We start from the raw sequence: 12,483 nt of genomic DNA on the forward strand, positions 1-12,483 counted from the left end.
AGTACTAGATTACTAGAGGGAGAGGGGCTATCATGAGTCAATCAAGCATTATCGTAGTCGGCGGGGGTCTTGCCGGCCTCATGGCGACAATTAAAGCAGCGGAATCAGGAATGGCGGTTAAGCTGTTTTCCATCGTTCCTGTCAAACGTTCTCATTCAGTTTGTGCGCAAGGCGGCATAAACGGAGCGGTCAATACAAAAGGGGAAGGTGACTCTCCGTGGGAACATTTTGATGATACGGTATATGGGGGAGACTTTCTTGCCAACCAGCCGCCAGTCAAAGCGATGTGTGAAGCGGCGCCTTCGATCATCCACTTATTAGACCGGATGGGCGTTATGTTTAACCGGACGCCTGAAGGGCTCCTTGATTTCCGCCGATTCGGGGGTACACAGCACCACAGAACAGCTTATGCGGGTGCGACGACGGGGCAGCAGCTGCTTTACGCACTGGACGAGCAAGTGCGCAGATACGAAGTTGCGGGTCTGGTCACAAAATACGAAGGCTGGGAATTCCTTGGCGCTGTATTAGATGATGACAGAACCTGCCGCGGAATTGTGGCGCAAAACCTGACAAACATGCAAATTGAATCCTTCCGTTCTGACGCTGTCATTATGGCGACGGGCGGACCGGGAATCATTTTTGGAAAGTCAACTAACTCCATGATTAATACAGGATCTGCTGCATCAATCGTTTATCAGCAGGGAGCGTATTATGCAAACGGAGAATTCATTCAAATCCACCCGACAGCCATACCGGGTGATGACAAACTAAGACTGATGAGTGAATCAGCGCGCGGTGAAGGCGGACGCGTGTGGACATATAAAGACGGTAAACCGTGGTATTTCCTGGAGGAAAAATATCCGGCTTACGGAAACCTGGTGCCGCGTGATATTGCGACACGCGAAATATTTGATGTATGTGTAAACCAGAAGCTCGGCATTAACGGCGAAAACATGGTGTATCTCGATCTGTCTCATAAAGATCCGAAAGAGCTTGACATTAAGCTTGGCGGTATCATTGAGATTTATGAGAAATTCATGGGAGACGACCCGCGGAAGCTTCCGATGAAAATCTTCCCAGCGGTCCATTATTCTATGGGCGGTTTATGGGTGGATTACGATCAAATGACAAACATCCCTGGGCTGTTTGCAGCTGGAGAATGTGATTACTCTATGCACGGCGGCAACCGTTTGGGAGCAAACTCCCTGCTCTCCGCAATTTACGGAGGAATGGTGGCTGGACCGAATGCGGTGAAATATGTAAACGGCTTAGAATCTTCTGCAGAAGACATCTCTTCATCTTTATTCGACGCTCACGTCAAAAAAGAAGAAGAAAAATGGGCTGAGATTATGAGTATGGACGGAACCGAAAATGCTTATGTTCTTCACAAAGAGCTCGGTGAGTGGATGACGGCGAACGTAACGGTTGTCCGCCATAATGACAAGCTTTTGAAAACGGATGACAAAATTCAGGAATTAATGGAGCGGTTTAAAAAGATCAACATCAATGACACGACAAAATGGAGCAACCAGGGGGCAATGTTCACACGCCAGTTCTCGAACATGCTTCAGCTTGCGAGGGTGATTACCCTTGGCGCTTACAACCGCAATGAAAGCAGGGGCGCCCATTATAAACCGGATTATCCTGAACGTAATGATGATGAATGGCTCAAAACAACAATGGCTAAACATGTAAGCCCGTATGAAGCGCCAGAATTTGAGTATCAGGATGTCGATGTCTCTCTGATAGCGCCTCGGAAACGGGATTACTCGAAGAAGAAGGTGGCGAAATAATCATGAGTGAGAAAAAGACCATACGATTTATTATCACACGTCAAGATACAGCCGACAGCACGCCTTACGATGAAGAATTTGAGATTCCATACCGCCCGAACCTGAACGTCATTTCCGCTCTGATGGAAATTCGCCGGAACCCGGTTAACGCGAAAGGTGAAAAGACAACCCCTGTTACATGGGATATGAACTGTCTTGAAGAAGTATGCGGCGCATGTTCAATGGTCATAAACGGAAAGCCCCGCCAGTCTTGTACGGCACTTATCGACCAGCTTGAACAGCCGATCCGCTTAAAACCAATGAAAACATTCCCAGTCGTGCGTGATTTACAGGTCGACCGCAGCAGAATGTTTGATTCATTGAAAAAAGTAAAAGCATGGATACCGATTGACGGTACGTACGATTTAGGACCGGGACCGAGAATGCCGGAAAAACGCCGTCAATGGGCATATGAATTGTCAAAATGTATGACGTGCGGCGTATGCCTCGAAGCCTGTCCGAATGTGAACAGCAAATCGAAGTTCATGGGACCGGCACCGATGTCTCAAGTCCGCCTGTTTAACGCACATCCGACAGGCGCCATGAATAAATCTGACCGGTTAGAAGCATTGATGGATGAAGGCGGCCTTGCAGATTGCGGCAACTCGCAAAACTGCGTTCAATCCTGTCCGAAAGGCATTCCGCTCACCACTTCAATTGCAGCCTTAAACAGAGATACAAACTTACAAGCGTTCCGCAATTTCTTCGGAAGCGACAGAGTCTAAGAAGAAAAAACCTCTTCCGCATGGGAGAGGTTTTTTTAACAATAAGGAGATGAGTAAAGATGAAGCTTCCCGCATATATTGATATGCCGTTTCAAGAATGGAAAGCGTCCTTTTCTTTTTTTAATGAAGTATCCGTGCGATTTTCCGAGACGGACATGTTTGGCCATATGAATAATGTAACCCCTTTTATATATTTTGAGGAGGCACGGATTTCTTATTTTAAAAGGCTGAACATGATGAATCAAAACAAACAGACCATGACAGTCGTGGCGAGCCAGCAATGCGATTATCTGCGCCAAGTCATGCCTTATGAAGAGCTTCGCATCTATGTGAAAACAAGTGCCGTCGGCAGCTCATCACTTACCTTGCATTATCTCGGAGAAAACAGCAAGGGCGAGCCCTGCTTCACCGGAGCAGTCGTGATGGTCCAAATCTCCAAGGAAAACGGCAAGGCTGTCAGCTGGACGGATGAAGAAAAAGAAACGCTTCTCCATACACGATAAACTAATTCTTTTGTAAACGTCACCTCCTGCGCCCTTCTTACATATGATATCTCGACTATATCAAAACCCATTCGTTTCTGATTCGCTCTCACCTTAGCAAGGAGGGTTACAATACTTGAAGGAGAAAGAATTTCAATCGAAGCCGCTGCTAACGAAAAGAGAAAGAGAAGTGTTCGAATTGCTCGTTCAAGATAAGACAACAAAGGAGATTGCAAGCGAGCTATTTATCAGTGAGAAAACCGTTCGAAACCATATTTCAAATGCCATGCAGAAATTGGGTGTGAAAGGGCGTTCGCAAGCCGTTGTTGAGCTTCTTAGAATGGGTGAGCTAGAGCTTTAATCCTTGCCGGTATTCCTTCTTTTCAGGAAGGAGCCGGTTATTGCTGTTTGTTCGGTTAGTTCGAGCCATGCAGAATTTAGATGGCCAAGTGTGAACCGAATTTTTATACGTCATGTTGTTTGCCTAAAGTCCTCTGTTTTCTCTCCCGCGAGTCTTGCATTTTCTTCAAAAAAGAAGGAAAATAGACACGGAACGCTTTTCTGCGTAAGAGATCCTTGAGTGAGGGATGGACAAATGACATCAAAACCTTTGGAGCATGTTGCGGACATTGAAAAGTCACTCCGCCACATTGCCGCGATCATTAAGCAAAAAGGACGAGAAATCCTTAATCAATATGCGATTACGCCGCCGCAATTTGTCGGCCTGCAATGGCTTTATGAATTAGGAGATATGACAATCGGCGAACTATCTGGCAAAATGTATTTGGCATGCAGCACGACAACGGACTTAATCGACCGCATGCAAAAAAATGAGCTTGTCGAGCGGGTCAAGGACCCGGCCGACAGACGTGTTGTCCGGATACATCTGCTGCCTGAAGGAGAACGGATTATCCAAGAGGTCATTACAAAAAGACAGGAATATCTGCGTGATATGTTCGAAACGTTTACAGATGAAGAAATAGCCATCTTCGAAAAATCATTGATGAAACTGCAGCATGAAATGAAGAGAAAATGAGGCGATTTTGTTGGAGCAACCAATAGGAGTCATTGATTCCGGGGTTGGCGGTTTAACCGTTGCAAAGGAAATCATGAGACAGCTACCAAAAGAAAATATTATCTACGTTGGGGACACAAAACGGTGTCCATACGGTCCGCGTCCTGAAGAAGAAGTGCTTCAATATACGTGGGAGCTGACGAATTATTTACTCGAAAACCACCATATCAAAATGCTCGTGATCGCCTGCAACACAGCAACAGCGATCGCATTAGAAGACATCCAGCGCAGCGTTGGCATACCGGTGGTCGGAGTGATCCAGCCGGGTGCGAGAGCAGCGATAAAAGTGACGGGGAATCAGCATATCGGTGTCATCGGCACAGAGAATACAATTAAGAGCAATGCGTACGAAGAGGCACTTTTGGCATTAAATCCTGACCTGAAGGTTGAGAACCTTGCCTGTCCTCTGCTTGTGCCTTTTGTGGAAAGCGGGAAGTTTCTCGACAAAACAGCAGACGAGATTGTCAAAGCATCGCTGCATCCGTTAAAAGACACATCGATTGATTCGCTGATCTTAGGCTGTACCCATTATCCGATTTTAAAAGATGCCATTCAGCGATATATGGGAGAGCACGTAAACATCATTTCGTCCGGCGATGAAACAGCCCGGGAAGTCAGTACGATTCTCTCATATAAAGGGCTGCTGAATCAGTCCCCGTTTGCCCCGGACCATCAGTTCCTGACAACAGGAGAACGTGATCAGTTTGCGAAAATCGCGGACGATTGGTTTGGCCATGAGGTGGGCCATGTGGAATGCATCTCACTGCAAGAACCGATTAGAAGATAGTTTTGCCCGCAACGGTATGTTGCGGGTTTTTTCTGTTTTGCCGGAATTCTTCGGTCTATTTCCTAAAGAGGCTCGTATACATAATAGTACAAACATCCTTAGGAGGGAAAAGTATGCTGAAAAAAGGACCTGCAGTCATTGGTGCCACTTGTCTCACCTCTGCCTTGCTTTTATCCGGATGCGGTTTGTTTCAATCTGATAAGGCGGCCGAGGAAATTGATCCGCCTCAAGACGTTACATTCGTGAACGATGAAGCGGGTGCCAATTCAAATACAACAGCAGCCGAAAAAACAGAAAGTAAAAAAAGTGATACCGCAAAAGCGGATCAAGCCTCATCTACTGTCATGAGGGAGCTTTATCTCATTGATAAAAACGGGTATGTCGTTGCGCAAACGCTGCCTCTTCCGAAAAGTGAGAGCACGGCCAAGCAGGCGCTTGAATACCTCGTACAGGGCGGTCCTGTGTCAGAAATTCTCCCGAATGGCTTCAGAGCTGTATTGCCGGCTGACACAACCGTTAACGTTGACATCAAAAAAGATGGGACTGCGATAGCTGATTTCTCTAATGAATTCAAAAATTATAAGAAAGAAGACGAACAGAAAATCGTTCAATCTGTGACGTGGACGCTGACGCAATTCAGTTCGATAGATAAAGTGAAGCTGAGAATCAACGGGCATGAACTGAAGGAGATGCCTGTGGGAGGAACGCCGATCTCAGATGATTTAAGCCGCAAAGACGGCATTAATTTAGAAACTGCCGGTGTAAATGATCTCACTGCGACCCACCCGCTGACAGTCTACTATTTGGCGGAAAACGAAGACAGTGAATACTACGTGCCGGTGACGAAACGAATCGACAATTCGGAAAAAGACGACATTACAGCAGCCATCAATGAATTGGCCAAAGGGCCGAGCAAGGTGAGCGGGCTGTTAACGGATTTTAGTGAAGACGTAAAGCTGGTTAGCAAGCCGAAAATCAAAGATGGGCGTGTGACGTTAGATTTCAATCAATCTATATTCGGCAGCGCTGATGAAAAGACGAAGATGATTTCTTCAGAAGTACTGAACAGCATTGTGCTAACGTTAACAGAACAGCCGGAAGTAAAAAGCGTCTCTGTTAAAGTGAACGGAAAATCAGAGCTTGTAAATGAAAAAGGCGAAAAGCTCACAGAACCGGTCTCCAGACCTTCTCAAGTGAATACGGGTAGTTTTTAAATTGGGATTTTTGATATACTAGAAAGAAAGAGGTTAGCGTTCCGGCTGCCTCTTTCTTTATTCAATTCCGGGACAAAAATGGTTTATGTACATACAATCGGAGGTAAAACATGAGACATGACGGAAGACAACATGATGAGCTGCGCCCAATCACATTCGATTTGGATTTTATCAGCCATCCGGAAGGTTCTGTTCTAATAACAGCGGGAAATACAAAAGTAATCTGCAACGCGTCTGTTGAGGATCGCGTGCCGCCGTTTTTGCGGGGCGGGGGAAAAGGCTGGATTACTGCTGAATACAGCATGTTGCCGCGGGCAACAAACCAAAGAACAATCAGAGAATCTTCTAAGGGGAAAATTTCCGGCAGAACAATGGAAATTCAACGCCTGATCGGCCGCGCGCTTCGGGCAGTTGTAGATTTAGAAAAGCTCGGTGAACGGACGATTTGGATTGACTGTGATGTCATTCAGGCAGATGGCGGAACAAGAACAGCTTCCATCACAGGTGCATTTCTTGCCATGGCGATTGCGGTTGGCAAGCTGATCAAAGCGGGGACGGTCAAGACAAACCCAATCACTGATTTTCTTGCTGCGATCTCTGTCGGAATTGATAAGGAGCAGGGAATTTTGTTAGATTTAAATTATGAAGAAGATTCCTCCGCTGAAGTTGACATGAATGTCATTATGACAGGCAGCGGCCGCTTTGTGGAGCTGCAGGGAACCGGGGAAGAGGCGACTTTTTCAAGGGAGGATCTAAACGGTCTTCTCGGTCTTGCGGAACAAGGCATTCAGGAGCTGATTGACAAGCAAAAAGAAGTGCTGGGTGATTCTCTGCCAGAACTGAAATAAAGACAGAAAGGCTTGATCATCATGAAAGAAGCAATTATTGCGACACATAATCCGGGAAAAGTGAAGGAATTTAAAGAGATCCTTGAGCCAAAAGGCTATGATGTCAAATCTTTAGCTGAAATTGGCTTCACAGAAGAAATTGAGGAAACAGGCCATACGTTTGAAGAAAATGCCATACTGAAAGCAGAAGCTGTTGCCAAAGCAGTGAACAAAATGGTGATTGCGGACGACTCCGGTCTATCCATCGATAATCTTGGCGGCAGACCCGGGGTTTATTCAGCCCGTTATGCAGGGGAGCAGAAAGACGACCAGGCAAATATCGATAAAGTGCTCAGCGAGCTGAAAGGGATCGAAAAAGAACAGCGCACGGCCCGTTTCCGATGCGCACTTGCTGTGAGTATCCCAGGAGAGGAAACAAAAACAGTCGAAGGCCATGTGGAAGGATATATCGCTGATGAGCCCAGAGGAGAATACGGCTTTGGCTATGACCCAATCTTCATTGTGAAAGATAAAGATAAGACGATGGCCGAACTGACAAGTGATGAAAAAAATAAAATCAGCCATAGGGCTGACGCGCTTAAAAAGCTGGCTAAGCTTTTGGAGGCATAAGGGGGAACCTTGTAATGAACGTGCTGATTATCAGTGACAGCCATGGCCTTGAAGAAGAACTCCAAACCATCGCGAAACGACATGAAACAGAAGTTGATCTCATGATTCATTGCGGAGACTCTGAGCTTGATACCGGGCATCCGGCATTGGAGCCTTATGCGGTTGTCAAAGGCAATTGTGATTTTGCCGGCGATTTTAAGGACGAGCTTCTTCTGACTGCCGGTTCAAAAAAAATACTGGTCACGCACGGCCACCTTCATGGTATAAAACAGACCTTGTTAAACGTATACTATCGTGCAGAGGAGCTAGGAGCGGATATTATCTGTTTCGGCCATTCGCACATCGCGGGAAGCGAAGTGCTGCGCGGAAAACTGATGATTAATCCAGGCAGCATCCGGCTTCCTAGGGTGCGCAGGACAGAAAGCTATGCTATACTGACATTAGAAAATGATGCTGCGGCAGTGCGTTTTTACGACCAAGCAGGCCATGAAATTGAGGATCTGCAAAACCGGGTTACACTATGAAAATGTCATGAGGAAGAAAATTTTCTTCCTCATGAAAAAAATTCTAAAAAAACCGTTGACTTATTGTTGCATCCCATATATAATAAATCTTGTCGCTGATAGTTAAAGCGAAAAACAAAAAACAAAAAACAAAAAACAAAACATGTCCCAGTAGCTCAGCTGGATAGAGCAACGGCCTTCTAAGCCGTCGGTCGGGAGTTCGAATCTCTCCTGGGACGTACCAAAAGAAAAACCTCAAATCCATTTAGGATTTGAGGTTTTTTGTTGTCGGCTTATGATTTTCATTTGTTATTTAACGTATCATCATCCAAGCCGTCAACTTTTCCTTCTTTATTCAGACGAGGTTCTTCTTTTTTCACAGTTTCAGAAATATGTTCATTTTCTTCAACAGTGCGTTTACCGACAACCACTTCATCAGTGACAACCGGTTTTTTAGTCACTTCCAGCTTTTCTTCAACGATTGGAACTCTGATCTCTTCCGAATCGTTGACAGGAGAAGCGTCCGCTTTATTTTCATCCACTGGGCGGCGTTCGACATAAATTTCATCATGTCTCACAGGAATGTCCATATCTCTTTTTTCTGTTTTCACTTCTTTTCCTATCTCTACTTCACCGGTTTGAACGTCTTCCTTATCGACCTTCAGCTGTTCTTCCAGGAGCGGCATCGTTTTTTCTTCTTTCGTTGTATAATCCGCCATTTCATTTGTGCTTGAAAAGCCGCCTGAAAGGGCATTGCCGTTATCAATAGGAGCAATTACATCTGCATCTGTATCGACGGCTACCAGAAGTTTTCCGTCATCCAAATCTTCTTGATACTTGTCTAATTCATCAGTTTTAATATCCAAATCGGATAATGCTTTGCTGTGTGTAGCAGTATCATCCATTGTGAAATAATCTTTCAGTTTATCGAAAAAAGATTCCGAATCGCCTTCATGTGCATCGATGGCTTGATTGACTTCTGTTCCTGTACGTGATTCCAGATAATCTGTATCTTGCCGGCTTGTCACAACAGAAATGTCGTCAGAATCATACCCTTTTGTTAATAAGCCTTCAATCGCTGCGATGGTTTCCTGCGGAGTTTCGTATACACCAACTATACTTTTCATATCAATCTCCTCCTTTATCAATTTTATATTTTATCGTTCATGTCGTTTGTAATTCCCGCTGCTTTTTAAAATAAACAAAATTGAAAACATTCGTGTTTTTTCAGAGCAAATCTTTTATTCTATGAATTTCCTGAAAAATGAATATTCCGGAAATGATATGAAAAAATTCATAGTTATGCCGATATTTGTTAAGTAAAACAATTTAATAAAAGGAGTGTTTTCTTTTGAAAAAGTGGTTCATTGTTTTTTTCTTATTCGTTATTACGCTATGTCAATCGCTCCAGACAGTTAGCGCGGAAACGGTTGAATGGAAAGAAAGAGCAGATTTGCCTGAGCCGCGTGTCGGTGCAAGCAGCAGTGTAGTAGATGGAAAGATATATGTGATTGGTGGCGGGACGCAAAAACAAGGTACTTATGGGAATCAAACGTTTGTCTACGATCCTAAAACAAATGAATGGACAAAAAAAGCCGACATGCCCACAGAGAGGGGAGGAGCTGCGACTGTTACAGTTGAGGGTAAAATTTATGTCATGGGTGGAATGTCAAACGATGGAGCTGTCAACACAATAGAAGCATATGATCCAAAAAAAGATACGTGGGAGAAATTGGATGATCTTCCTTTTGAAAAAAAGGTTCCAGCTTATAAGATTTATGCAGAAGCTATTGGAAAGAAAATTTATGTTGTAGGTTATGAAAATAACTCATATGCAACCACTTACAGTTACGATCTCGAAACGAAGAAATGGGAGAAAAAACAGAAGTTAGATTATGAAGCAACTGCGGCTTCTACAGCGGTTATCGATAATAAACTATATATCCTTGGCGGAACGCAATTAATTCCCCAAATTGTTTATGTCTATGATCCAGAAAAAGATAGCTGGACAAAAAATGGTAAAGGATTTACAGCAGGATATTATTCTGCGCTTGTTTATAAAGGAAAAATACTGATGACAGGAGGTGTAAACCGAATTAAGGTGTACGATCCTAAAAGTCAATCGGTTACAGCAGTAACAAACCCTAAAGCCCCATACAGAATGGCTCATTCTTCTGCCATTATTGATGATACTCTTTACGTAATCGGTGGAAGAGAGGAAACATCCAGTTTTACTGGAAATGCAGCCTCTAATTTTAAATCAGTTATGTCAATTTCATTAAAGGATTTAAACATACCATTCGATTCGGAGGAGAGTCCGGGAGATAAGGATAAAGGATCAACAACACCTTCTGATCCTTCTGAGGATAATTCAGCAGAAGACGGAGACGCTCTCCTAGTTATCACAATGGTAAACGGTTTGCAAAAAGAGTATCAGCTTCCCATGAAAGAAGTGAACGGGTTCCTAAAATGGTACAAGCAACGTGATGCTGGAGAGGGACCAGGCTTTTATGAAATTGATGAGCATGACAACAACAAAGGGCCTTTTGAAAGTAAAAAGGATTATGTTGTGTTTAAGAACATTTTGATGTATGAAGTAAATAAATATAAATAATTCATACAAAAACCATCCAGTGCAGTGCTGGATGGTTTTTGTATAATAAAGCAATAACCGATTTTGTTAAGTGCTTTTTCTCAATTAAATTTTTGGGGAATTAGATTATATATAGGATAGATAAGAAATCCTCCCCTGCACGTATCTATCCTCATAAAAAACGCCTCACAATTTCTTCGTCATAAACATACTGTTCGGATCTTCAACATAGTCTGCAAAAGGTTCACAGTACTGAAAACCGAAGCTTTCATACAATTTTCTTGCCGGCTCAAATGAAGCCATTGAACCCGTTTCCAAGCTTAACCGCTCATAGCCTCGCTTCCCAGCCTCCTCTAGGATGTGCTGAAGAACTTGTTTGGCAACGCCTTTTCTTAAATGGGATGCAGACGTCCGCATTGATTTGATTTCTCCATGCCGGCTGTCCAGTTCTTTAAGCGCTCCGCAGCCGACTAGTTCATCTCCCTCCCATGCGCTCCAAAATGTTATTTCAGGCTTTCTCAGTCTTTCTAAGCCTAAGGCGTGGATGCTTTCGGGCGGGGACATGAGTGTCATGCTATGTAAATGCTCCTTCACAAGTGAGATCACTTGATGTCCAGTTAAATCATCTATTTTTATATACAATTCTAGTTCCTCCTCAGAAACTTGTTGATTTGCAGAACGTATTTTGAATTCATCTTAATCATATTCTGTCCTGTTTCCAAATAGAAAGACAGAAAATCTGACAGTATGGGATTATTGTTTAGAATGATAAGACATTTCAAAGCAAAAAAAGAGCCGAAATAGATGTTCGGCCCCTTGTGGTTTTCTTTAATATCTAAAGCCTCCGTGTACACCGGCTGCTCCGCTGAATCCGCCGGCGTGCGTTGCCGGGATACTGAAACCGCCGCCGTGACCGCTATAGCCGCCACCTGCAAATTGCTGTCCGTAAAATCCTGAAGCATATGGAAATGAGGAGTACATAGCAGATGGAGTGCTTAGCGGGCTGTATGCTTGGCTGTACGGCTGTCCGTATCCATAGCCTCCAAACGGCTGATAACTTTGCTGATAAAAGGCAGGAGCCGTCGGATAATATGGCTGCGGAAAGCTTGGAAAACCTCCGGGGAATCCTTGGATGTCTGCTAATGATTTATTCATCGTATCACCTTTTCTATGCAAGATATCACCAGTCTATGCCGGGAATTGATGAAAGAGCCTATCCGAATTGAAAATGTTTGCAAGAAGATCTTTCATACATATATCTCATCGAAACTAATAGCACGTCATATTTTATGACATGTTTATATCAGATTGAAAAATTCTGGTGTATCCTTGATAGATTAATAAAAAAATTATAAAAACTTTTAACATTTGCAATTCCTTACATACCAATAATGAAAGCGTATACAATATAGATTGATTAATCAAAATTGTCTAATAATTTTAAAAAATGCTGTTGACACTGCGTCCAAAGCGGCGTAATATGAGTTCAACAAAAGATAAACGCAAGCTTCACAAGCAAAAATGATCGCAATACGATTCTGAAAAATCAAAAACAATTGATCCTCTTGAACTGCTGAAAAGCCGTTCCGGAGACTGAATATGAAAAGCGCAGATGAGGATAAGTAGCCTTGATGAAGTTTTCCACAGAGAACCGGGTTAGCTGAGAACCGGTGAAGCTTTACAAGGTGAACTCGCCTCAGAGTGCCAGTCTGAAATCATAGTAGGACTTGGCCGGGTGAACTTGATTCACTCGTTATTAAAGCGGATAGAAATATCCATGAGACGGCCGATTAAAGGCCGTAAACAAGGGTGGTA

The 12,483-nt window shown here is 43.8% G+C and carries 14 protein-coding genes, 1 tRNA gene and 1 other annotated feature (1 of these 16 cut by a window edge); of the genes, 12 read left to right on the plus strand and 3 right to left on the minus strand.

All coding sequences use genetic code 11. The annotated features are described in order from the left end of the window. Nucleotides 1-32 precede the first annotated feature (32 nt). The 11 genes from sdhA (at nucleotide 33) to MOC09_RS10645 (ending at nucleotide 8,314) form a co-directional block, all read left to right on the plus strand. The gene (gene sdhA, locus MOC09_RS10595) at nucleotides 33-1,793 is read left to right on the plus strand and encodes a succinate dehydrogenase flavoprotein subunit (RefSeq protein WP_268370480.1); all 1,761 of its coding nucleotides are present in this window, start codon (nucleotides 33-35) and stop codon (nucleotides 1,791-1,793) included. 2 nt (nucleotides 1,794-1,795) lie between these two features. Continuing rightward, nucleotides 1,796-2,557 carry a succinate dehydrogenase iron-sulfur subunit gene (sdhB, locus tag MOC09_RS10600; protein WP_268359105.1) on the plus strand — a complete coding sequence of 254 codons (762 nt, stop codon included), beginning with the start codon at nucleotides 1,796-1,798 and terminating at the stop codon, nucleotides 2,555-2,557. A gap of 59 nt (nucleotides 2,558-2,616) precedes the next feature. Continuing rightward, complete coding sequence (locus MOC09_RS10605; RefSeq protein WP_268359107.1) at nucleotides 2,617-3,060, plus strand: acyl-CoA thioesterase; 444 nt, start codon at nucleotides 2,617-2,619, stop codon at nucleotides 3,058-3,060. 115 nt (nucleotides 3,061-3,175) lie between these two features. Beyond that, nucleotides 3,176-3,400 (plus strand): spore germination transcription factor GerE, encoded by a 225-nt coding sequence (gene gerE, locus MOC09_RS10610; RefSeq protein WP_003184172.1) that lies wholly within the window; start codon nucleotides 3,176-3,178, stop codon nucleotides 3,398-3,400. Nucleotides 3,401-3,634: 234 nt separating this feature from the next. After that, nucleotides 3,635-4,075 carry a MarR family winged helix-turn-helix transcriptional regulator gene (locus tag MOC09_RS10615; protein WP_003222521.1) on the plus strand — a complete coding sequence of 147 codons (441 nt, stop codon included), beginning with the start codon at nucleotides 3,635-3,637 and terminating at the stop codon, nucleotides 4,073-4,075. 7 nt (nucleotides 4,076-4,082) lie between these two features. Then, nucleotides 4,083-4,901 carry a glutamate racemase gene (gene racE, locus MOC09_RS10620; RefSeq protein ID WP_268359110.1) on the plus strand — a complete coding sequence of 273 codons (819 nt, stop codon included), beginning with the start codon at nucleotides 4,083-4,085 and terminating at the stop codon, nucleotides 4,899-4,901. Nucleotides 4,902-5,014: 113 nt separating this feature from the next. Then, complete coding sequence (gerM, locus tag MOC09_RS10625) at nucleotides 5,015-6,115, plus strand: spore germination protein GerM (protein WP_268359112.1); 1,101 nt, start codon at nucleotides 5,015-5,017, stop codon at nucleotides 6,113-6,115. Between the two features lie 110 nt (nucleotides 6,116-6,225). Continuing rightward, nucleotides 6,226-6,963, plus strand: coding sequence for a ribonuclease PH (gene rph, locus MOC09_RS10630; RefSeq protein WP_268359113.1), 738 nt, complete (start codon nucleotides 6,226-6,228; stop codon nucleotides 6,961-6,963). A 12-nt stretch (nucleotides 6,964-6,975) separates the two neighbouring features. Beyond that, the gene (locus MOC09_RS10635; protein ID WP_133486547.1) at nucleotides 6,976-7,572 is read left to right on the plus strand and encodes an XTP/dITP diphosphatase; all 597 of its coding nucleotides are present in this window, start codon (nucleotides 6,976-6,978) and stop codon (nucleotides 7,570-7,572) included. Nucleotides 7,573-7,586: 14 nt separating this feature from the next. After that, nucleotides 7,587-8,096: a metallophosphoesterase gene (locus MOC09_RS10640; protein WP_268359118.1), complete on the plus strand. Its 510-nt coding sequence runs from the start codon at nucleotides 7,587-7,589 to the stop codon at nucleotides 8,094-8,096. Between the two features lie 144 nt (nucleotides 8,097-8,240). Beyond that, nucleotides 8,241-8,314 (plus strand) — tRNA-Arg (locus MOC09_RS10645). A gap of 63 nt (nucleotides 8,315-8,377) precedes the next feature. On the opposite strand, the gene MOC09_RS10650 is transcribed toward MOC09_RS10645, so the two are convergent. Next, complete coding sequence (locus tag MOC09_RS10650; protein ID WP_268370482.1) at nucleotides 8,378-9,202, minus strand: YsnF/AvaK domain-containing protein; 825 nt, start codon at nucleotides 9,200-9,202, stop codon at nucleotides 8,378-8,380. 224 nt (nucleotides 9,203-9,426) lie between these two features. Here MOC09_RS10650 and MOC09_RS10655 point away from each other — a divergent pair, with 224 nt between their 5' ends. After that, nucleotides 9,427-10,689 (plus strand): Kelch repeat-containing protein, encoded by a 1,263-nt coding sequence (locus MOC09_RS10655; protein WP_268362616.1) that lies wholly within the window; start codon nucleotides 9,427-9,429, stop codon nucleotides 10,687-10,689. Nucleotides 10,690-10,854: 165 nt separating this feature from the next. Here MOC09_RS10655 and MOC09_RS10660 read toward each other — a convergent pair whose 3' ends face one another. Together MOC09_RS10660 and cotQ are read right to left on the minus strand one after the other, a co-directional pair. After that, on the minus strand, nucleotides 10,855-11,310 hold the full coding sequence (locus MOC09_RS10660) for a GNAT family N-acetyltransferase (protein WP_268370483.1): 456 nt from the start codon (nucleotides 11,308-11,310) through the stop codon (nucleotides 10,855-10,857). A gap of 186 nt (nucleotides 11,311-11,496) precedes the next feature. Continuing rightward, nucleotides 11,497-11,823 carry an inner spore coat protein CotQ gene (gene cotQ / locus MOC09_RS10665; protein ID WP_060399220.1) on the minus strand — a complete coding sequence of 109 codons (327 nt, stop codon included), beginning with the start codon at nucleotides 11,821-11,823 and terminating at the stop codon, nucleotides 11,497-11,499. Between the two features lie 445 nt (nucleotides 11,824-12,268). Next, nucleotides 12,269-12,483 (plus strand) — a binding site (T-box leader); it runs 31 nt beyond the window's last position.

Origin of the sequence: Bacillus sp. N12A5 (assembly GCF_026790125.1) — a bacterium.
Lineage (GTDB): Bacteria > Bacillota > Bacilli > Bacillales > Bacillaceae > Bacillus.

Bases quoted from the DNA above. Each gene is read 5' to 3' on its own strand.
- sdhA (WP_268370480.1), top strand. From the start codon at position 33: ATGAGTCAATCAAGCATTATCGTAGTCGGCGGGGGTCTTGCCGGCCTC.
- sdhB (WP_268359105.1), top strand. From the start codon at position 1,796: ATGAGTGAGAAAAAGACCATACGATTTATTATCACACGTCAAGATACA.
- MOC09_RS10605 (WP_268359107.1), top strand. From the start codon at position 2,617: ATGAAGCTTCCCGCATATATTGATATGCCGTTTCAAGAATGGAAAGCG.
- MOC09_RS10615 (WP_003222521.1), top strand. From the start codon at position 3,635: ATGACATCAAAACCTTTGGAGCATGTTGCGGACATTGAAAAGTCACTC.
- gerM (WP_268359112.1), top strand. From the start codon at position 5,015: ATGCTGAAAAAAGGACCTGCAGTCATTGGTGCCACTTGTCTCACCTCT.
- rph (WP_268359113.1), top strand. From the start codon at position 6,226: ATGAGACATGACGGAAGACAACATGATGAGCTGCGCCCAATCACATTC.
- MOC09_RS10640 (WP_268359118.1), top strand. From the start codon at position 7,587: ATGAACGTGCTGATTATCAGTGACAGCCATGGCCTTGAAGAAGAACTC.
- MOC09_RS10650 (WP_268370482.1), bottom strand. From the start codon at position 9,202: ATGAAAAGTATAGTTGGTGTATACGAAACTCCGCAGGAAACCATCGCA.
- cotQ (WP_060399220.1), bottom strand. From the start codon at position 11,823: ATGAATAAATCATTAGCAGACATCCAAGGATTCCCCGGAGGTTTTCCA.